The sequence below is a fragment of the Streptomyces sp. NPDC001407 genome, from assembly GCF_042895325.1.
Taxonomy (GTDB): Bacteria; Actinomycetota; Actinomycetes; order Streptomycetales; family Streptomycetaceae; genus Streptomyces.
Map to the genome: position 1 here is coordinate 240,728 of NZ_JBIAWF010000001.1, position 20,239 is coordinate 260,966.

Below are 20,239 nucleotides of genomic sequence, written 5' to 3' on the forward strand. Positions count from 1 at the left end.
GGCCCATTCTCCAGATCTGCCCACCGTCCACTCGATGCCACGCCGCTCGCACCCCTAGGATTCCCTCTATCACCTCACCGGTCTCTTATGACAGGAACCCCATGAGTGACACTTCCTCCCCCTTCGGCTTCGAGCTCGTGCGGCGTGGATACGACCGCGGCCAGGTGGACGACCGCATTACCAAGCTCGTCGCCGACCGTGACAGCGCACTGGCGCGGATCACCTCTCTGGAAAAGCGCATCGAGGAGCTCCACCTCGAAACGCAGAATGCTCAGGCCCAGGTCAACGACGCGGAACCGTCCTACGCGGGGCTGGGTGCACGGGTCGAGAAGATCCTGCGGCTGGCCGAGGAAGAGGCCAAGGATCTGCGTGAGGAGGCCCGGCGCGCGGCCGAGCAGCACCGTGAGCTGGCCGAGTCCGCCGCTCAGCAGGTGCGCAACGACGCCGAGTCGTTCGCCGCCGACCGCAAGGCGAAGGCGGAGGACGAGGGCGCCCGCATCGTCGAGAAGGCCAAGGGCGACGCCGCGACCCTGCGCGCGGAGGCGCAGAAGGACGCGCAGTCCAAGCGCGAGGAGGCCGACGCCCTCTTCGAGGAGACCCGCGCCAAGGCCGCCCAGGCCGCCGCGGACTTCGAGACCAACCTGGCCAAGCGCCGTGAGCAGTCCGAGCGCGACCTGGCGTCCCGTCAGGCCAAGGCCGAGAAGCGACTGGCGGAGATCGAGCACCGCGCCGAGCAGCTGCGCCTGGAGGCGGAGAAGCTGCGCACGGACGCCGAGCGCCGGGCCCGTCAGACGGTGGAGACCGCGCAGCGCCAGGCCGAGGACATCGTGGCCGACGCCAACGCCAAGGCGGACCGCATCCGCAGCGAGTCCGAGCGCGAGCTGGCGGCGCTGACCAACCGCCGCGACAGCATCAACGCCCAGCTGACCAACGTCCGCGAGATGCTGGCCACGCTGACCGGCGCGGCCGTCGCCGCGGCCGGCGTCCCCGGTGACGACGAGCCGATCTCGCGCGGCGTCCCGGCCCAGCAGAGCCGCTGAGCGCTCGGCGCACGGCCCCGAGGCAACCCCCGTACACCGACGCCCCGCCTGCCGCCGAGAGGCGGGACGCGGGGCGTCGGTGTCCCTCCCCCGGCCCTCCGCGTCATCCGGACGGGCTGACACCGGTGGCGCCTTGGGAGGTATGCCCTTAACGTGGCGGAATGATCGAGCTCCAGGGTCTGACCAAGCGCTACGGCGACAAGCTCGCCGTGGACGGCCTCACCTGCACCGTACGGCCCGGGATCGTCACCGGCTTCCTGGGGCCCAACGGCGCGGGCAAGTCCACGACGATGCGCATGATGCTCGATCTGGACCGGCCCACCGCCGGTTCGGTCCACCTCGACGGCAAGCACTACCGCCAGCTGCGGGATCCGCTGAAGGTCGTCGGCGCGCTGCTGGACGCCAAGGCGATGCACGGCGGCCGCAGCGCCTACAACCACCTGCTGTGCCTGGCGCAGAGCAATGGCATCCCGCGGGCCCGGGTGGCGGAGGTGCTGGACACGGTCGGCCTGACGTCGGTGGCGAAGAAGCGCTCCAAGGGCTTCTCCCTGGGCATGGGCCAGCGGCTCGGGATCGCGGGCGCGCTGCTGGGCGATCCGCAGGTGCTGCTCTTCGACGAGCCGGTCAACGGCCTCGACCCCGAGGGCATCCACTGGATCCGCAATCTGATGAAGAACCTCGCCGCCCAGGGGCGTACGGTCTTCGTCTCCTCGCACCTGATGAGCGAGATGGCCCTGACCGCCGAGCACCTGATCGTCATCGGTCAGGGGCGGCTGCTCGCGGACACCTCGATGGCGGACTTCATCGCACAGAACTCCCGCTCCTATGTGCGGCTTCGCTCCCCCGACCGGGAGCGGCTGCTGGATGTGCTGGCGGGCGCGGGGATCACGGCCGTGACGGCCGGGGACGGCTCGCTGGAGGTGGACGGGGCCGACGGCGCACGGCTGGGTGAGCTCGCGGCCCGGCACCAGATCGTGCTGCACGAACTGAGCCCTCAGCGGGCCTCGCTGGAGGAGGCGTTCATGCGGCTCACCGCCGAGTCGGTGGAATACCACGCGCACAGCGCGCCGGTCCTGGGATCCGAGCCCGCTCCGGGGCAGCAGCTCCCGGGGGCCGGCTGGGGTGCCGACTGGCAGAAGAAGGGATCCTGAAGCGATGGCGGCGGTGGCGAACCAGGTCCTCCGGTCCGAATGGACAAAGATCAAATCCGTTCGTTCCACGGTGTGGACACTCGGTCTCGCCCTGGTCGTGACGGTCGCGCTGGGGATTTTGATCAGCGCTCTTTCCAAAAGCAACTTCGACAAACTGTCGATGAAGGAGAAGATCACTTTCGATCCGACCTTCACGAGTTTCGCGGGTATGGGACTCGGCCAGCTCGCAATGATCGTTTTCGGGGTACTGGTCGTCACCAACGAATACAGCACCGGAATGATCCGCACTTCGCTCGCGGCCGTACCGCAGCGCGGCACGTTTCTCTTCAGCAAGGTCACCGTCGCGACACTGCTGACGCTGGTCGTCAGCATGGTCACCAGTTTCCTGGCGTTCTTTCTCGGCCAGGCGATGCTGGGCGAGCACAGGACGTCGATCGGCGACACGGGTGTCCTGCGCGCCGTCATCGGCGGCGGGCTCTACATGACCCTGATCACCGTCTTCTCGATGGGCATCGCCACGATGCTGCGAAGCCCGATGCTGTCGCTGGGCATCCTGATGCCGTTCTTCTTCCTGATCTCCAACATCCTCGGCGCGGTCCCGGCCACGAAGAAGGTCGCGCAGTATTTCCCGGACCAGGCGGGCCGCAAGGTCATGCAGGTGATCACGATCGACGACGACGCCCCGTACGGGCCGTGGGGCGGGTTCGCGATCATGGTGCTCTGGGTGGTGGCGGCGCTGGTGGGGGCGTATGTGGTCCTGCGGGAGCGGGACGCTTAGCGCTGCGCTTGGCTGGGCGGTTCCGGGGGCCAGGTCGGTCCGTTCCCCGCACCACCGCTTCGCGGCGGTGTCCTCAATCGCCGGACGGGCTGGTGGTGGCTGATGCGGATGCGTATTCCAGACCGTTTCGAGACCGGCCCCGGCTGGGGAGGGAAAGGGCCGTGGAACCAGACAGTCTCGGCCACGCCCCCGCGGAGCAGCCCCTGACCTACCCCGGGCGGCCCGTCACCGCGCCCGTGCTGCTCACCGGCCGCACCCTGCTCGCCCTGAACCCCGCGCCCGGCGAGCCGCTCGACGCCTGGCAGGTCGCCACCGACGGAGCACCGAGCCTCGACACCGCCCTGGCACGGCTGCGCGCACCGGCCACGGGACAGCGCCACCCCGTCATCGCCGTCGGTTCCAACGCCTCCCCCGCCCAGCTCCACCACAAGCTCGCCCGCCGGGGCCTGCCCACGACAGTCCCCATGGTCCCGGTGCGGGTGCGCGGCATCGGGGTCGGCTGCTCCGGGCACATCGGCCGGTACGGCTATGTCGCGGCCGCCCCGTACGCCGAGCCGGACGCCGAACTCACGCTGGTGATCGGCTGGCTGGACAGCGCGCAGCTCGCGGAGGTGGACCGCACGGAGTTCCACTACCGCCGGACCCTGCTGCCCGGCACCCGCTTCCCCATGCTCATGCCGTCGGGCGAGGCCCTGGGCGGGGCGTATGTCTACGTCAGCCGGCACGGCGTCCTGACCGACACCGCCGACGGCCGCCCGCTGCCAGGTGGCGGCGACCAGCGCGTCCTGCTCACCCGGCTGCTCACCTCCTCCCCCGCCCTGCGCGACCTGCTCGGGCCCGGCCCGGAGAGCTGGGTGGAGCGGGCGCGGGCGGACGAGGCCGTGCGCGACGAAGGGAAGCGGATCTTCCGGGAACACGGCTGGGTGCTGACGGACAGCGGCCTCCCGGCGGAGAAGGAGACACCCGTCACACCCCGCACCTACGACGATCTCCGCCCGCCCCACGACGACACGCCCTACCCACCGGTCACTTGAATCTCACACAAACAGGAACCGTCAGCTCCTCGTTATGCTCCTAACCCTTACGGGGGCTTATGCCCCGAAGAGCTCGCGAGGGGCGGAGAATGATCGAGGCAGTCGGCCTCACGAAGCGCTACGGCGCCAAGACGGCCGTGCACAATCTGTCGTTCCGCGTGCGGCCCGGGACGGTCACCGGCTTCCTGGGCCCCAACGGATCCGGCAAGTCCACCACGATGCGCATGATCCTCGGCCTGGACGTGCCCACGTCCGGCAGCGTGACCATCGGTGGCTACCCCTTCGCCAAGCTCCCCAACGCGCCTCGCCAGGTCGGCGCCCTCCTCGACGCGAAGGCGGTGCACGGCGGGCGCAGCGCCCGGCTGCACCTGCTCTCCCTCGCCCAGCTCGCGGGCCTGCCCGCGCGCCGCGTGGACGAGGTGCTCGCCGTGGTCGGCCTCCAGGACGTGGCCCGCCGGCGCTCCAAGGGCTTCTCCCTCGGCATGGGCCAGCGCCTGGGCATCGCGGCCGCGCTGCTGGGCGACCCGCAGGTGCTGCTCTTCGACGAGCCGGTCAACGGCCTCGACCCCGAGGGCATCCTCTGGGTCCGCAATCTGATGAAGCAGCTCGCGGCGGAGGGCCGGACCGTCTTCGTCTCCTCGCACCTGATGAGCGAGATGGCCCTCACCGCCGAGCACCTCATCGTCATCGGCCGCGGCCAGCTGCTCGCCGACATGAGCGTGCAGGACTTCATCGCCGCGAACTCCGCCGGCTTCGCCCGCGTGCGGACCCCGGACACCGAGCCGGAGGGCCGCGAGAAGCTGACGGCCGCGCTGGTCGAGGCCGGCGGCCAGGTGCTGGCCGAGCCGGACGGCGCCCTGCGCGTCACCGGCGTGCCGCTCCCCCGGATCAGCGACCTCGCGCACGACGCCGACGTCCGCCTCTGGGAGCTCTCCCCGCACCAGGCGTCCCTGGAGGAGGCGTACATGCGGATGACCCAGGGCGCGGTCGACTACCGCTCGACCGCCGACCAGCGCGCGGGCTTCGCGCAGGCCGACCCGTACGCCCAGCCGTACGGCTACGGCGCGCCGCAGGGCCAGGGCTGGGGACAGCCCGCGCAGGGCGGTTGGGGACAGCCCACGCCGTCGCACCCCTATCCCGTGCTGACGGGCGAGCAGCCGAACCCGTACGCCGCCGCTCCGCAGGCACCGGCCGCCCCGCCCGCCGAGCCCCCCGCGCCCGCCGCCCCGGCCGACGCGCCCGCCACCGCCCCCGCCGACCTGACCAAGCGTGACAGCGAGGACGCCCGATGACCGCCCCCCAGCACCCGCAGCCGACCGCGCCGCCGCAGGCACCGGCCTTCGCGCCGGAGGCCCCGCAGTGGAGCGGCGGATACGTCTCGCCCATCCCGGTACGCAAGGCGAACCTCGCCGACGCGATCGCCTCCGAGTGGACCAAGATCCGCTCCCTGCGCTCCACGGTGTGGACGCTCGGCGTCATGGTCGTGCTCGTCTTCGGCATCGGCTGCGCGATCGCGGTGGCCGCCAGCAGCGTCGACTCCAGCGACGGCGAGAAGAACATGTCGGCCCTGAGCTTCGGCGTCTTCGGCGTGCTGCTCGGCATCATCTGCGTGATCACGCTCGGCGTGCTGACGATCAGCTCCGAGTACGGCACGGGCATGATCCGCACCACCCTGACCGCCTGCCCGGACCGCGCCCGCGTGCTGACGGCGAAGGCGATCGTCTTCTTCCTGCTGGTGTTCACGATCACGCTGGTGTCGACGACGCTGGTCGGCATGGTGGCGGAGTCGCTGCTCCAGGGCCAGTGGACGAGCCGCACGACGGGCGAGATGTGGCTGCGCGCCACGGTCGGCGTCAGCCTCTTCGTCGCGCTGATCGGGCTGCTGGCGCTGGCCGTCGGGACGCTCGTGCGGCACTCCGCGGGCGCGATCACGACGATGCTCGGCCTGATGCTGCTGCCGCTGGTCATGACGACGTTCATGTACGCGAGCGCGCTGTCCGAGCTGCGGAAGTTCCTCCTGCAGTACTCGATCCCCTACGAGCTCTTCGTGCTCTTCGCCTCGGGCACCGAGCCCGACTCGGGCCCCACGGGCTGGGATCCGGTCTGGATCATGGCGGGCGTGGTGGCGGTCGCCCTGGGCGGCGCCTACGCGGCGCTGATGAAGCGCGACGCGTAAGCCGTCGGAAGAACCGCCGCCTCAGTAGCGAGGCGCGTTACGGGACCGCTGGAGCCGCGCGCTCCGGCGGTCCTTCGCGTTCCAGCAGGCCTTGTGCCAGTGCCGCCGGTCCTCCACGCCGCCGCCGTACTGCGGCCAGGCGACGAGGTGCGGGACGCCGGGCGGGATCTCCTGGTCGCAGCCGGGGCAGCGGTAGTGCTTGGCCGCCGCGCCGCCGCCGACCGTGCGCACGGCCCAGTCCTCGCCCTGCCAGCTCTCGCTGCGCTCCAGGCCATAGCGGTCGCCGACGAACTCGCGCGGGGCGTCGGCTTGCTGATCTGCGCCGCCTCGCGGGCGGTTTCGGCGCGGGGACACGGGGCACCTCGAAGGTCTGGGGAGCTACGGGCCGTAACCAGGTTACGCGTCACAGTGACCGTCTCGGGCGGGCATCCCCCAAGCACCACCCGAGCGTTCTCCGATCATCGTTAAAACTTAACGCGAGGCCGTGCCCATGGCACGTGTCAGCCGTTGATCCCGGTGGGGGATGCCGCGTCGGTCGCCAGCAAGGAGATTGAGAGCGATGCGCGTTGGAGCATTCGTCCTGGCCGCGCAGTTCCCCGGCCAGGGGCATGGGGAGGCACTGCACCGGGCCGTCCGGTCGGCCGTGGTCGCCGAGGAGGCCGGGCTCGACGCGGTCTGGCTCGCGGAACACCACTTCATTCCGTACGGCGTCTGCCCGTCGGCCACGACGCTGGCCGCGCTGGCGCTGGGGCGCACCCGGCGGATCGAGGTGGGCACGGCGGTGAGCGTGCTGCCCACGGTGCACCCCGTGGCACTGGGCGAGCAGGCGGCGCTGCTGCACCTCGCGTCCGAGGGCCGGTTCACCCTGGGGGTGGGCCGCGGCGGCCCCTGGGTGGACCTGGAGGTCTTCGGCACGGGCCTCGCGGCGTACGAAGAGGGCTTCCCCGAATCGCTCGACCTGCTGCTGCGGTGGCTGCGCACGCCCCGCGTGAGCGCGGCCGGGCCCCGTTTCCACTTCCGCGAAGTGCCCGTCGTGCCGCGCCCGGACGATCTGGAGGATCGTTCCGGCCCGCCGGTGCTGCTCGCCTGCACCTCGCCCGCGAGCGTGCGGCTGGCGGCCGGGCACGGCCTGCCGATGCTGCTCGGGATGCACAACACGGACGAGGAGAAAGCCGAGATGGTCGCCCTCTGGCGCAAGTGCGCGCTGGAGGCGGGCAGTTCACCCGAGGAGGTGGCGGCGGCCGGTCATGTGTCGGCCGGTGTCGCCCAGGTCGGGGACCGGCGGCAGGAGGCCGCGGAGACCCTCCTCAAGGCCATGCCGGGGTGGTTCCACCACGGGCTCGCCGCCTACGAGACGGTCGACGGCAGGCCGCGGCGGATGCGTGATCCGCTCGCCTACACCCAGCAGCTCTGCGACCTCCATCCGGTGGGCCCGCCGCGCCTGTGCGCGGACCGGCTCGCGGCCACGTCCGAGCGCACGGGCATCACCCGCTTCGCCCTCCTCGCCGAGGGCTCCGGCGACCTCGCGGCGACGGAGGAGAACCTCCGCCGACTCGGCTCGGAGGTGCTTCCGTTGCTCGCGTGACGGGTGGTGTGGGTGCGGGTCGGGGGCGCCTGCGGCGGGCTTTTCCCCTACCCGCCCCTTCCCGGCTGCGTCTGATGTGCGGCTCCGCCGCGTGGGGGGCGCTGCCCCAGACCCCGAGCTGCGGGCCGGTTGCCTCCCCCAGCTACCTCCCCCAGACTCCGTCCGGAGGTGCCCTCAGAGGTTCCCCCAGCGGCGGGAGCGGCCTGCGGCCGCGTCCTCAAGCGCCGGACGGGCTGGATGTGCGGACCGTAACCAGCACAATCAGCCCGTCCGGCGCTTGAGGACACCGCGCGAAGCGCGGTCAGGGGGTCTGGGGGCTTGCCCCCGGTTTCGAACCCGCACCCGACGACGGACCCGCACCCAGACACGCACACCCCAGCGCTGCCGCCCACAGAGATCGCTGAGCGGCAGCACAATGCCTCAGCAGTCCCGCAGGAGCGGGGACTGGTTGAGCAGCTGGCCACGGATCGAGGTGAAGCGTGCGAGACGGTCGTCGGCCGCCGGGTCGAGCGGGAAGACCGCCACCCGGTGGCAGTTCTGGAACGCCAGGCGGACACCGAAGTGCCGCTCCAGCGCACCGCGGATCGCGTCACTCGCCAAGGCTCGCAGCAGCTGGCCGCGGGCCTGCTCATCCGGCGGAGGCGTCTGGTTGTCGGCGAACTCGCCACCGTCGATCTTGAGCCGGGCCACCAGGGAGCTGATCATCTCCCACGCGTACGGCAGGGAGGTCCGGACGCAGTCGACGAAATCCGCTTCGTCGACCTCGCCTCGCTCGGCCTGTTCAAGGAGGGCCGGTGAGACGTCGAGCGACATGAGTTCTCCTCTCGCGACCCCGCGAGCGGGGTCTCAGGGATGGGCGAGCGGACGACGACGCCCTGTGCCCGTACGACGACCGCCCGCTTCAACGGTAATTCGGCCACTGCGGGGGCACCAGGAGAACGCATCAACAACCGGCCACGGCCCAGGGTGTTCGGCGGTCCACCGAAGGGGTTCATCAAGGGCGAATCGCGTCGAGGGGCGGGAGTCGAGTAGCGTGGCTGACCATGCGTCTCGTCATCGCCCGTTGCTCCGTGGACTACGCGGGCCGGCTCACCGCCCACCTCCCCTCCGCCCCGCGACTGATCCTCGTCAAGGCGGACGGCAGCGTCTCCATCCACGCGGACGACAGGGCCTACAAACCCCTCAACTGGATGTCCCCGCCGTGCACCCTCAAGGAGGGCGACGGCTCGGTGTGGACGGTGGTCAACAAGGCGGGCGAGAAGCTGATCATCACTATGGAGGAAGTGCTGCACGATTCCTCCCACGAGCTCGGCGTCGACCCGGGCCTGATCAAGGACGGCGTGGAAGCGCACCTCCAGGAGCTGCTCGCCGACCGGATCGAGACGCTCGGTGAGGGCTACACCCTGATCCGCCGCGAGTACCCCACGGCGATCGGGCCCGTGGACATCCTCTGCCGCGACGCGGACGGCGCGACGGTGGCCGTGGAGCTGAAGCGGCGCGGTGACATCGACGGCGTCGAGCAGCTCACGCGCTATCTGGAACTGCTCAACCGCGACCCGCACCTCGCCCCTGTCCGCGGCGTCTTCGCCGCCCAGGAGATCAAGCCGCAGGCCCGCGTCCTCGCGACGGACCGCGGCATCGGCTGCCTCGTCCTCGACTACGACGCGATGCGCGGCATCGAGGACGACAAGCTTCGCCTTTTCTGACCGCGAGGTGGTGCGGGGGGAGTGCGTTCCTGGGGCTGCGCCCCAGGGCCCCCGCCTCCGGGGGGCTGAGGTGTTTCTGGGGGCTGCGCCCCCAGGGCCCCACTTTCGGGGGCTCCGCCCCCTGACCCCGGGGCTCCGCCCGGGGGCTTCGCCCCCTGCACCCCGTCGGCTGATGCCGACCGTCGGGGCTGCTCCCCGACGACGGGGCCGCGCCCCTTCAGGGGCGCGGGGCTGTGACAACGTGCGGCTCCGCCGCGCGGGCGCGACAAGCCCCCACGGCCCGCAGCCACCGGACCGTGCTCAAGTGGCACCCCCGGTGGGCGCCCCCGCCGGGGCCCCGGCCGCGCCCCTTCAGGGGCGCGGGGAACTGCGCGACAAACCCCCACCGGCCCGGGACGGCGCCCCGGTTACCCCGTCGGGCTGCCCGCCCCGGAGTCCGAAGGCCGGTTGCCCGACGAACCCGTCGTCGCCGGACCACCGGCCACCGAGCTGGAGCCGCCCCCGCCCGTCGGCGGTTGCGACGGTGTCACCGGCGGAGTCGTCGGGTCCTTCGTCGGCGGCTTGGACGGCGTGACCGGCGGGGTGGTCGGATCCTTCGTGGGGTCCTTCGTCGGCGGCTTCGACGGCGACTCCGGCGGAGTGGAAGGCTGCGACGGCCCCCCGGACGGCTTGCCGCCACTGCTCGCCCCCGCGCTCGGCGACGCGCTGCCCGACGCGCCGGGGGACGCCGAGCCCGACGCCCCCGGGGAAGCCGACCGCCCGGGCGCCCCCTGCTTGCCCGGCACCTGTGCGTGACCCGCCTCGCCCGGGCCCGGGTGGTCCGCGGTGAGGCTGTCGTCGCCGTCCTGCTGCGACGCGGACCGGTCGGGGGTCACCTTGCCGTCGGACGCGTCCCCGTCGTGGCTGCCGGACGTCGCGCCGAGCGTCACGACGGTGCCGAGCACCGCGGCGAGCAGCGCCCCGGCACCCGCCGCAGCGAGGTTGCGCCGGGTGCCGCTCACCATGAGCTTCCGCGCCCACGGCTGCGACGGCGGCCGCTTTCCCGCGACCGGAGCCGCAGGACCGATCCGGCTGAAGGACTCGGTCGCGATGCGGTCCTGATCGACGGGCGTGGCGAAGGGCGACGGCACGGCGACGGGCGGCGTGGCCGACTCCTCGCGGCGCGCGTCCGGGATCTCCTCACCGACGGGCGGCCGCGCGGCCGGCGGCGGGAAGGCCGGGGTCGGCGCGGAGGACGACGGGACAGCAGGGGCCGCCGGTTCGGTCCGTGGCGCCGCGGGCCCGTTCGCCGTCCGGCCGGAGAGGTCGGCGACGAGGGCGAGGGCGCGACGGCCCGCTATGGCACCGCGTTTGTCCGCGAGCACCCCGCGCATCCCTACCGACGCCTCCAGCTCGGCGCGGGCCCGGTCGATGTTGCCGGTGCACAGGGCGAGCACGCCCAACTCGTGGTGGAAGTACGCCTCTTCGCCGACCTCACCGCTGCGCCGGGCCGCGGCCTGGCCGTGCCGCAGGCAGCGCTCCCAGGCGCTCCAGTGCAGGGCCGCGGCGAACGCGGGCGCCGCCGTACGGGCCAGCCGTACGGCCGCCTCGGCGTGCCCGTCCTCGCCGTCGCCGGCCGTCGCCGCGAGCGCGGCGAGGATCGCGTCGGCCTCCAGGGCGGCGCGCTCGGGGGTGACGGAGGGGTGCCCGGTCCACCAGGCGTAGTGCTGGGCCGCGGCGTGCGCGAGGTCGGCCGCGTCCCGCCCGTACCCCTCGGCGAGCAGCTGGTCGGCGACGCCCGCGGCCAGCCGGTAGTGCGCGCCGGTGGCGGTGATCAGCCCGGCGGCCAGGAGTTCGCCGAGGGCGGCGTCCGCGTGGGTATCGCCCACGAGCGCCGGCAGGTGCGCCTGGTGCGGGACCTCGCCGCCGAGGGCGACGGCGATGCGCAGGGTGTCGCGGGCGGCCTCGCCGAGCCGGGAGGCGAGCCGGGGCGCGGGGGCCGTGGCCGAGGCGAGGGCGGGCAGCGGCACCTCGGGCCCCGCGGCGGCCGGCTCCGGTTCGGCGGCCTCGGCGGTCTCGGCGGCGGCGACGTACGGCCGCTCGGCGACGACGCCGAACTCGTCGGCCACGGCCGTCTCCACGCCCGGCGGGTTGTCGCGCTGCCGCAGCAGCGCCCCCGCCTGGACGAAGCGCAGCGGCAGGCCCTCGGAGGCGAACCACAGGTCCGCCGCCCAGTCGGCCTCCTCGTCGGTGAGCGGGCGGCCGACGGCGTGCTCCAGCAGCTCCAGGCAGCCGGTGCGGTCGAGGCCGCCGAGGAAGACCTCTTCGAGGTGCGAGTCGGCGGAGGGCGCGGCGATGTCGGGCGTGGCCGCGAGCAGGAAGGCGCACTCGGGGGTGGCGTCGAGGAGCTCGTCGAGCGCGCTGCCGCCGAATTCGAGGTCGTCCAGGACGACGACCGCGCCGATCTCGTGGACCAGCGCCAGGAGTTCGGCCCGGTCCGGCCGGTGCAGCGGTGCGTCGTGGACGGCGGCGAAGAGCTCGTGGAGCAGGTCGGTGGTGGTGCGGTGGTGGCCGCTCAGGCGCACGACGCCGTCCGGCGCGAGGTCCGCGCAGTCCGCGGCGACGGCGTCGAGCAGGGCGCTGCGGCCGGAGCCGGAGGGGCCGGTGAGGCGTACGGAGCGGCCGCGCGACAGCAGGCGGACGAGTCTCTCGCGCTCCTCCTGCCGTTCCAGCAAGGGGAGTTCGGGGCCGGCCGCGCGGGCGGGCGGCGGCGGCTGGGCGGCGCGGAGCCGCTCGGCGCGCTCGGCGGGGCCGTGCTTGCCGGGGCGGGCGGGCCGCTGCCCGGGCAGGCAGGGCTCGATCTCGCTGCCGTCGAGCGGATTGACGGTGAGGACGTAGTCGCCGGCGACGAGCCGGACGACGCGGACGGGCGCGGGCCCCTGCCCGCCGCTCTCCTGACCCTGCGTCTCCCGTGCCGGGCCGCCGTCGGTGACGGGCTCGTGGGCGCCGTCGCCGAATTCCTCGGATCGGTTCGTCGGGTCCATGGTGAAAGCCCCCAAAAGCGTGGCGTGCCGTCGTGCCCTCCCGGCCTGTCCGCACTCCCTCGCCCCCGGCCGGGTGCCGCCCGGCCGGCGCTCAGGGTCCGGTGCCCGCCGTGTGGGCATGGTTGTACGGCCTTATGCGGCGGGAAAACCGAACCTCAGACCTGCGGACAGTATCCATGAATCCAGGGGGGCCTCGCCGCCCGGGGGACGTCACAGTCTCGTGAGGGTGAAGGGACGAAGCGGGCGAAAGCCGGAGCGGGGCACGGACGCCCCAACAGCCCCGGTCCGGGCCCCTCCCCGCAATTCCCCGCAATCCCCGGCAGGGCGATTCCGGGCCCACCCCGGCCCACCCCGGCGCCGCACGCGCCGGTCACACTCCGGGCAGGGACTCCGCCTCGATGCCGCCCTCGATGGCGAGGATGCGGTGCAGACGGGTGGCGACCAGCAGCCGCTGCATCCGGTCGGGCACTCCGCGCAGGACGAGGCGCCGGCCGGTGCGGCCGGCCCGGCGGTGGGCGCCCATGATGACGCCCAGCCCCGTCGCGTCCCAGGAGTCCAGCTCGGTGAGGTCGAGCACCAGGTCACCGCGGCCCGCGTCGAGCGCGGAGTGCAGGACCGTACGGGCGTCCGCCGCGCTGCGGACGTCGAGGCGCCCCCCGACGACCAGTTCGGCGTGGTCGCCCCTGATGTGCATATGCGCTCCCGGGAGTGGTGCGTGATGTGGATGAGGTCCTAAAGAACTGACTGCCTCTCACACGACAAGGTTGCCGCTTGTTGGCTAACCGATACCTAATTCACCCTGGCGGGTGAGGCAGATAGCGGAGGTACCGTCAGTGCTGGTAAAAGCCCTGGCCGCTCTTGCGGCCGAGGTCCCCCGCGTCGACCATGCGGCGCATGATCTCCGGCGGTGCGAACTTCTCGTCCTGGCACTCGGCGTAGATGTTCCCGGTGGCGTGCGTCAGGATGTCCACGCCGGTGAGGTCGGCGGTGGCCAGCGGGCCCATCGCGTGGCCGAAGCCCAGCTTGCACGCGATGTCGATGTCCTCGGCGGTGGCCACGCCCGACTCGTAGAGCTTCGCCGCCTCGACCACGAGCGCCGAGATGAGGCGGGTGGTGACGAAGCCCGCGACGTCGCGGTTGACGACGATGCACGTCTTGCCGACGCCCTCCGCGAACTCCCGGGCGGTGGCGAGGGTTTCGTCGCTGGTCTTGTGGCCGCGGACCAGCTCGCAGAGCTGCATCATCGGCACCGGCGAGAAGAAGTGGGTGCCGACGACCCGCTCGGGCCGCCGGGTGGCGGCCGCGATCTTGGTGATCGGGATGGCGGAGGTGTTGGAGGCGAGCACCGTCTCGTCCTTCACCAGCCCGTCCAGGGTGCGGAAGATGTCCCGCTTGGTGTCGACGTCCTCGAAGACCGCCTCGACGACGATGTCGGCGTCGGCGGCGGCGTCGAGGTCGGTGGTGGTCGTGATCCGGGCCAGCGCGCGCTCGGCCGCGTCCGCGTCGAGCTTGCCCTTGGAGACGAACTTCTCGTACGAGGACCGGATGCCGTCCGTGCCCCGCCGCAGCGCCGCGTCGGTGACGTCCCGCAGCACGACGTCCCAGCCGGCCTGGGCCGAGACCTGGGCGATCCCCGATCCCATCAGTCCGGCACCGATGACGGCGAGCTTCTTGGCCACGGTTGTCCCCTTACTCCCTGTGCACAGCGCTGTTCTGTTCCGTGCGCACTCTCTCGGGCGGACATTAGCGCCCATGGGGGCCGCTTTGGGAGGTTAGAGATGCGCGTCACGTCCCACATGACGGACATCACACCGAGACGGCTACCAGCCGCGCCCCACGCACCAGTTGAGCACCTCCAGCATCAGCGTTCACAGCCGCAGGTCGCGTGGGCGGTACGCGAAACCGGTGCGTCCGGCGGCCGGGAACCCGCGGCGCGGCCGCCGCACGGCCTACGCTCGTCCCATGGTCAATCTGACGCGCATCTACACCCGCACCGGCGACAGCGGCACCACCGCCCTCGGTGACATGAGCCGCACCGTGAAGACCGACACCCGCATCGCCGCCTACGCCGACGCCAACGAGGCCAACGCCGCCATCGGCGTCGCGATCGCGCTCGGGCAGCTGCCGGAAGAGGTCGTCAAGGTGCTCGTCCGCATCCAGAACGACCTCTTCGACGTGGGTGCGGACCTCGCGACCCCGGTCGCGGAGAACCCCAAGTACCCACCGCTGCGCGTCGAGCAGTCGTACATCGACAAGCTGGAGGCGGACTGCGACCACTTCCTGGAGGGCCTGGAGAAGCTCCGCAGCTTCATCCTCCCCGGCGGCACCCCGGGCGCGGCCCTGCTGCACCAGGCGTGCACGGTGGTGCGCCGCGCGGAGCGCTCCACCTGGGCGGCGATGGAGCTGCACGCCGACATCATGAACCCGCTGGCGGCGACCTACCTCAACCGCCTCTCGGACCTGCTCTTCATCTTGGCGCGGACGGCGAACCGGGAAGTCGGGGACATCCTCTGGGTCCCCGGAGAAAACCGCTGACCGCACCACCACTCCGGCTGGGGGGCCGGGGGTCACCCCCGGAGCAACACAGCATCTTGGCGCGGACAGCGAACCAGGAAGTCGGGGACATCCTCTGGGTCCCCGGAGAAAACCGCTGACCGCACCACCACTCCGGCTGGGGGGCCGGGGGTCACCCCCGGAGCAACACAGCATCTTGGCGCGGACAGCGAACCAGGAAGTCGGGGACATCCTCTGGGTCCCCGGCGAGAACCGCTGAGAGCCCTTTTGCGGGTCACAGCTTGCCGTGGGTCCGGGCCGGCTCCTCGGCCGCCCCGGGCTCCGGCGGCCGCTTGGGCCAGATCGTGTAACTCGCCGCGATCAGCACGTTGATGCCGACGACCAGCAGCATCTTCGACTGCCACGCCCGCAGCGAGCTGATGTCGCCGGAGTCGCCGACGTACCAGACGGCGGCCTGGAGCAGCCCCGCGGCGACCGCCGCCGCCAGGCACCAGCGGCCCGCGGTCCGCCATTCGTGCACGGTGCGCGCCGTGCCGTACTCAGGCGGCTTGACCGGGGGCGGGCCGCCCGCGAAGCGGTGCGCGAAGCGCTGGTCGGCCCAGGTGATCGTGGAGTGGCCGAGGCCCACCGAGAAGCCGATGTAGACGGCGGCCAGGCCGTGCTTCCAGTCGGCCTGGGCGCCGTTCTTCAGATCGACCGCGGTCGCGACCAGCAGGATCAGCTCCAGCACCGGCTCCAGCAGCAGCACCGCGAGGCCCGCGCGCGGCATCCGGGCCAGATAGCGCAGGCTCAGGCCCCCGGCCAGCAGCACCCAGAAGCCGGCCTCGCACACAATGATCAACGACACGATCACGGGGTTCTCCCTTCCCTCCCCACCAGCGTCGGGCCCGCGCGCGCCCGTTTCGTCGTCGTCGGCGACGATCCTCCACTGCATCCTTCGATGTAGCGCCGCCCGCCCGCACCGCCTCGGCCGGGGACGACCGCACCCCCTCCGACGTGCTGTGATGGGTCCATGTCCCGTTCCCCCCGCGAAGAGGTGCTCATCGCCGCCGCCGGACTGCTCGGCGGCGTGGCGCTGTACGCGCTGGGGCTGAGCAGTTCGCCGGCCGTGGCGGTGCCCCACCGGCTCGCGCTGGTGGCGCTGGCGGTGATGGCCGGTGCCGAACTGCTGCGCCGCAGGGCCCCGCTGACGGGCCTGGCCGTCGGGGTGGGCGCGCTGACGCTCGACGTGCTGTCGGGCAGCATCATGGCGAACGTCGCGATGTTCACCGACCTCGTCTACGCGGCGGTGCTCTACGGTCCGCCGGCCGCGTACCGCATCGTCCCGCGCGCCACCGAAGTGCTCACCGTCGTGGGGACGCTGCTGGCCGCCGCGATCGTCCGCTCCCCCTCCGCGCTGCTGGTCGGCATCGGGCTCGGCGTGATCACGGTGGCTCCCGCGTGGACGGGCGTGGGGGTCCGGGTGCACCGGGACGCCGCCCGGTCGGCCCGGCTGGAGGCCGAGCGGACCGCGCTGCTGGCCGAGTTGGACCGCCGGGAGGCGGTCGGCGCGGAGCGCGCCCGGATGGCGCGCGAGCTGCACGACGTGGTGGCCGGGCACCTGTCGGCCATCGCGATCCACTCCACGGCCGCGCTGTCGATCGGCGACCCGAAGGCATCCGACGAGGCGCTGGCCGTCATCCGGGAGAACAGCGTGCAGGGCCTCGCGGAGATGCGCCGCCTCATCGGCATCCTGCGCGACGCGGGCGCGGCGGACGAGCCCGCGGCCGTGCCCCGGCTGGACGGTGTCGAGGCGCTGCTCGCCCGGGCCCGCGGGGCGGCACGCGACGACGGCTTCGTCTTCGTCCTCCACGACGAGCGGGGCACCCGCCCGCTGCCCGCGCCGGTCGAGCTCGCGGCGTACCGCATCGTCCAGGAGTCGCTGACCAACGCGGTGAAGCATGCCGGACAGGGTCCGGTGACGGTCGAACTGACGCGCCCCGAGCGGCGCCCCGGCCCGCTCGTCGTCCGGGTGACCAGCAGGCTGGACGACCGAAGCGGACCTCGTGTCCCGGGCGCCGGCGTGGGACTCATCGGCATGCGCGAACGCGTCGCCCTGGTGGGCGGGCGGCTGACGGCCGGACCGGTGCCCGGCCCGGAGCGCGGCACGGCGCTCTGGGAGGTACGGGCCGAACTGCCCGTGGAAGGCCCCGAGGAAGACGCGGAGAACGTCGAGAGCGAGGACACCGCATGACCAGTCGGAACGAGGACCGCCCACCGGCCGCGGGTGGCGCCCACCCGGTGCCGGGCGCCACGGAGGACACCGCGCCGCCCCGCGAGGGGATCCGCGTGGTCGTCGCCGAGGACCAGGCCGCCGTGCGCTCGGGGCTCGTGCTCATCCTGCGTTCCGCGCCCGGCGTCGAGGTCGTCGGGGAGGCGGCCGACGGCGAGGAGGCCGTGCGGCTCGCCCGGGAGCTGGAGCCGGACCTGGTGCTGATGGACGTGCAGATGCCGCGCCTGGACGGGGTGTCGGCCACCCGGGTCATCACGGGGGAAGGGCTCGCGGACGTGCTGGTGCTGACCACCTTCGACCTGGACGAGTATGTCTTCGGGGCGCTGCGCGCGGGGGCCGCGGGGTTTTTGCTCAAGGACAGCGAGGCCGCCGACCTGGTCACGGCGGTGCGGACGGTGGCGCGGGGCGAGGGCCTGATCTCCCCGGCGGTGACGCGGCGGCTGATCGCGGAGTTCGCGCGGCCCGGCCCCGTGGGTCCGGGGGCGCCCGACCCGCGGATCCTGGAGCCGCTCACCCGCCGCGAGCGGGAGGTGCTGGCGTGCCTGGGCGAGGGGCTGTCCAACGCGGACATCGCGGTGCGGCTGACGATGGCGGAGGCGACGGTGAAGACGCATGTCAGCCGTCTGCTGGGCAAGTTGGAGCTGCGCAGCCGGGTGCAGGCGGCGGTCCTGGCCCGGGAACTGGGGCTGGTCCAGACCTCTTGACCATTGGTACGGACCTTTTTACTCTCCCCACCACAGCCGCGCGGAACGTGTCCGGATAGCGCACGCTCACCGGTCGCACCACGGTCCCCGCGCACCCCCCACACCCCCACCACAAGGCCCCACCCGAGGAGCTCCCTTGAGCACAGGATCCTCAACCCGCAGCAGACACCCCCTCTCCCGAGCCGTCGCGGTCCTCTCCGCGCTGCTCCTCCCGGCCGCCGCGCTCGTCGGCCTGGCCACCGCCCCCTCGCACGCGGCCCCCGCCCCGAAGGCGGCCTCGCTCACCGCCGCCTTCGCCAAGACATCGGACTGGGGCACGGGCTTCCAGGGCGAGTGGACGGTCAAGAACACCGGCACCGCCGCCGTCAACGGCTGGACCGTGGAGTGGGACTTCCCCGCGACCACCACGGTCGGCTCCTTCTGGGACGCCCTGATCACCAGCTCGGGCACCCACGTCACGGCCAAGAACCGGGACTACAACGGCTCCATAGCCCCCGGCGCCGCCGTCACCTTCGGCTTCGTGGCCACCGGCGACGGCGCCCCGGGCGGCTGCAAGGTCAACGGCGGCACCTGCGACGGCGGCACACCCCCCGGCGACAACCCGCCGTCCGCGCCCGGCGCCCCACAGGCGACGGCCGTCACGGACACCTCCGTCTCCCTGAAGTGGGCGGCGGCCACCGACGACAAGGGCATCAAGAACTACGACGTCTACCGCGGCGCGACGAAGGCCGCCACCGTCGCCAAGCTCGCGTACACCGACACCGGCCTCACGCCGGGCACCGACTACACCTACACCGTCGTGGCCCGCGACACCGCGGACCAGACCGGCAAGGCGAGCCCGCCGCTGACCGTGCGCACCACGGGCGGCGGCACGAAGCCACCGGCCGGCGACTACGCCAAGGTCGGCTACTTCGTGCAGTGGGGCATCTACGGGCGCGCGTACACCGTGAAGTCACTGGAGGACTCCGGCGCGGCCGCGAAGCTCACGCACCTCAACTACGCCTTCTCCAACATTGACCCGAACAACCTCACCTGTCTCAATGGCGTCACCAAGGCCACCACGTCCAACCCCGAGGACCCCAACCAGGGCGACGGCGCGGGCGACTCCTGGGCGGACTACGAGAAGGGGTTCGCCGCCGGTGAGTCCGTCGACGGCGTCGGGGACACCTGGGACCAGCCGCTGGCGGGCAACTTCAACCAGCTGAAGAAGCTCAAGGCCAAGCACCCCGGCCTCAAGGTCGTCATGTCGGTGGGCGGCTGGACCTACAGCAAGTTCTTCTCCGACGTGGCCAGGACGGACGCCTCCCGGCAGAAGTTCGTGAAGTCCTGCATCGACATGTACATCAAGGGCAACCTGCCGGTCAGCAACGGGCGCGGCGGCGACGGCTCGGCGGCCGGGATCTTCGACGGCTTCGACATCGACTGGGAGTGGCCCGGCTCCGACGGCCACCCGGGCAACCACGTCTCGAAGGACGACAAGGCGAACAACCTCCTGCTGTTCGCGGAGTTCCGCAAGCAGCTCGACGCGCTGTCCGCGAGCACCGGGAAGAAGTACCTCGTCACCGCCTTCACCCCGGCCGACCCGGCCAAGATCGACGCGGGCTGGGACATCACCACCAAGGACGGCACGCCCAGCGTCTTCGACTACATGGACTACGCCAACGTCCAGGGCTACGACTTCCACGGCTCCGGCAGCGACAACAGCTGGGAGCCCAACCTCACCGGTCACCAGGGCAACCTCTACACCGACCCCAAGGACCCCTACGCCACGAAGTTCAGCGTGGACAAGACCGTGCAGACCTATCTCGACGCGGGCGTCGACCCCCGCAAGGTGATGCTCGGCCTGGCGTTCTACGGGCGCGGCTGGCAGCAGGTCACCGACGGCGGCGCGCACGGCGCGTGGCAGAAGGCGAACGGGGCGGCGCCGGGGCAGTTCCCCGAGGAGTCGGGGACGCGCGGCTACGACAACCTCATCGCGTCCGTGCCGAACCTGACCGTCTATCACGACGAACAGACCGTCGCCACGTACGGCTACACCGGTGACAACGGCCAGTGGTGGACCTTCGACGACGCCTGGTCCATCGGCAAGAAGGCCGCCTGGCTGCGCGGCAAGGGCCTGGGCGGCGTGATGATCTGGGAGATGTCGGGCGACTCGGGCACGCTGATGACTGCCGTCAGCAGCGGCCTGAGCTGACCTCCGGGGGCTCTGCCCCGGACCCCGTGGTCGGCGCAGCCGAAGGACGGGGTCAAGGGGCA

Annotated in this window: 18 protein-coding genes; 12 read left to right on the top strand and 6 right to left on the bottom strand. The window is 72.4% G+C overall.

What is annotated here, in order from left to right; genetic code table 11:
• Nucleotides 1–101: 101 nt before the first annotated feature.
• From ACFY1P_RS01090 to ACFY1P_RS01115, 6 genes are all read left to right on the top strand, one after another.
• Entirely contained in the window at nucleotides 102–1,040 is a 939-nt protein-coding gene (locus tag ACFY1P_RS01090; RefSeq protein WP_087926230.1) for a cellulose-binding protein, read from the top strand.
• Nucleotides 1,041–1,201: 161 nt separating this feature from the next.
• Entirely contained in the window at nucleotides 1,202–2,191 is a 990-nt protein-coding gene (locus tag ACFY1P_RS01095) for an ATP-binding cassette domain-containing protein (protein ID WP_361531706.1), read from the top strand.
• A 4-nt stretch (nucleotides 2,192–2,195) separates the two neighbouring features.
• A complete protein-coding gene (locus ACFY1P_RS01100; protein ID WP_361531703.1) occupies nucleotides 2,196–2,969 on the top strand; it encodes an ABC transporter permease in 774 nt (257 codons plus the stop codon).
• Nucleotides 2,970–3,130: 161 nt separating this feature from the next.
• Nucleotides 3,131–4,003, top strand: a complete 873-nt coding sequence (locus tag ACFY1P_RS01105; protein WP_361531700.1) for a hypothetical protein — start codon at nucleotides 3,131–3,133, stop codon at nucleotides 4,001–4,003.
• An 89-nt stretch (nucleotides 4,004–4,092) separates the two neighbouring features.
• Nucleotides 4,093–5,295, top strand: a complete 1,203-nt coding sequence (locus ACFY1P_RS01110; RefSeq protein ID WP_361531697.1) for an ATP-binding cassette domain-containing protein — start codon at nucleotides 4,093–4,095, stop codon at nucleotides 5,293–5,295.
• The gene (locus tag ACFY1P_RS01115; RefSeq protein ID WP_361531694.1) at nucleotides 5,292–6,179 is read left to right on the top strand and encodes an ABC transporter permease subunit; all 888 of its coding nucleotides are present in this window, start codon (nucleotides 5,292–5,294) and stop codon (nucleotides 6,177–6,179) included. Before ACFY1P_RS01110 ends, ACFY1P_RS01115 begins: the two co-directional genes overlap by 4 nt.
• A gap of 21 nt (nucleotides 6,180–6,200) precedes the next feature.
• On the opposite strand, the gene ACFY1P_RS01120 is transcribed toward ACFY1P_RS01115, so the two are convergent.
• Nucleotides 6,201–6,533 carry an ATP/GTP-binding protein gene (locus ACFY1P_RS01120; RefSeq protein WP_361531691.1) on the bottom strand — a complete coding sequence of 111 codons (333 nt, stop codon included), beginning with the start codon at nucleotides 6,531–6,533 and terminating at the stop codon, nucleotides 6,201–6,203.
• A 205-nt stretch (nucleotides 6,534–6,738) separates the two neighbouring features.
• On the opposite strand from ACFY1P_RS01120, the gene ACFY1P_RS01125 reads away from it, so the two are divergent.
• Nucleotides 6,739–7,764 carry an LLM class flavin-dependent oxidoreductase gene (locus ACFY1P_RS01125; RefSeq protein WP_361531688.1) on the top strand — a complete coding sequence of 342 codons (1,026 nt, stop codon included), beginning with the start codon at nucleotides 6,739–6,741 and terminating at the stop codon, nucleotides 7,762–7,764.
• 420 nt (nucleotides 7,765–8,184) lie between these two features.
• Here ACFY1P_RS01125 and ACFY1P_RS01130 read toward each other — a convergent pair whose 3' ends face one another.
• On the bottom strand, nucleotides 8,185–8,577 hold the full coding sequence (locus tag ACFY1P_RS01130) for an SCO5389 family protein (protein WP_361531685.1): 393 nt from the start codon (nucleotides 8,575–8,577) through the stop codon (nucleotides 8,185–8,187).
• Nucleotides 8,578–8,807: 230 nt separating this feature from the next.
• Between ACFY1P_RS01130 and nucS the strand changes: the two genes are divergently transcribed.
• Complete coding sequence (nucS, locus tag ACFY1P_RS01135) at nucleotides 8,808–9,470, top strand: endonuclease NucS (RefSeq protein WP_116213924.1); 663 nt, start codon at nucleotides 8,808–8,810, stop codon at nucleotides 9,468–9,470.
• A 407-nt stretch (nucleotides 9,471–9,877) separates the two neighbouring features.
• Here the strand turns inward: nucS and ACFY1P_RS01140 are convergent, their stop codons facing one another.
• The 3 genes from ACFY1P_RS01140 to ACFY1P_RS01150 form a co-directional block, all read right to left on the bottom strand.
• Nucleotides 9,878–12,493: an ATP-binding protein gene (locus tag ACFY1P_RS01140; RefSeq protein ID WP_390749297.1), complete on the bottom strand. Its 2,616-nt coding sequence runs from the start codon at nucleotides 12,491–12,493 to the stop codon at nucleotides 9,878–9,880.
• Nucleotides 12,494–12,863: 370 nt separating this feature from the next.
• Entirely contained in the window at nucleotides 12,864–13,187 is a 324-nt protein-coding gene (locus ACFY1P_RS01145) for an STAS domain-containing protein (RefSeq protein WP_361527260.1), read from the bottom strand.
• Nucleotides 13,188–13,323: 136 nt separating this feature from the next.
• A complete protein-coding gene (locus ACFY1P_RS01150) occupies nucleotides 13,324–14,172 on the bottom strand; it encodes a 3-hydroxyacyl-CoA dehydrogenase family protein (RefSeq protein ID WP_361527258.1) in 849 nt (282 codons plus the stop codon).
• Between the two features lie 283 nt (nucleotides 14,173–14,455).
• Between ACFY1P_RS01150 and ACFY1P_RS01155 the strand changes: the two genes are divergently transcribed.
• Nucleotides 14,456–15,028 (top strand): cob(I)yrinic acid a,c-diamide adenosyltransferase, encoded by a 573-nt coding sequence (locus tag ACFY1P_RS01155; protein ID WP_361527256.1) that lies wholly within the window; start codon nucleotides 14,456–14,458, stop codon nucleotides 15,026–15,028.
• Between the two features lie 253 nt (nucleotides 15,029–15,281).
• Here the strand turns inward: ACFY1P_RS01155 and ACFY1P_RS01160 are convergent, their stop codons facing one another.
• Entirely contained in the window at nucleotides 15,282–15,860 is a 579-nt protein-coding gene (locus tag ACFY1P_RS01160; protein WP_361527254.1) for a hypothetical protein, read from the bottom strand.
• Nucleotides 15,861–16,019: 159 nt separating this feature from the next.
• Here ACFY1P_RS01160 and ACFY1P_RS01165 point away from each other — a divergent pair, with 159 nt between their 5' ends.
• The 3 genes from ACFY1P_RS01165 to ACFY1P_RS01175 all read left to right on the top strand — a co-directional run bounded on the left by ACFY1P_RS01165 (nucleotide 16,020) and on the right by ACFY1P_RS01175 (nucleotide 20,177).
• On the top strand, nucleotides 16,020–17,240 hold the full coding sequence (locus ACFY1P_RS01165; RefSeq protein WP_361527252.1) for a histidine kinase: 1,221 nt from the start codon (nucleotides 16,020–16,022) through the stop codon (nucleotides 17,238–17,240).
• On the top strand, nucleotides 17,237–17,983 hold the full coding sequence (locus tag ACFY1P_RS01170; RefSeq protein ID WP_361527250.1) for a response regulator transcription factor: 747 nt from the start codon (nucleotides 17,237–17,239) through the stop codon (nucleotides 17,981–17,983). The genes ACFY1P_RS01165 and ACFY1P_RS01170 overlap by 4 nt, the downstream gene beginning before the upstream one ends.
• A 136-nt stretch (nucleotides 17,984–18,119) precedes the next feature.
• Entirely contained in the window at nucleotides 18,120–20,177 is a 2,058-nt protein-coding gene (locus tag ACFY1P_RS01175) for a glycoside hydrolase family 18 chitinase (RefSeq protein WP_361527248.1), read from the top strand.
• The last annotated feature ends 62 nt before the right edge of the window (nucleotides 20,178–20,239 follow it).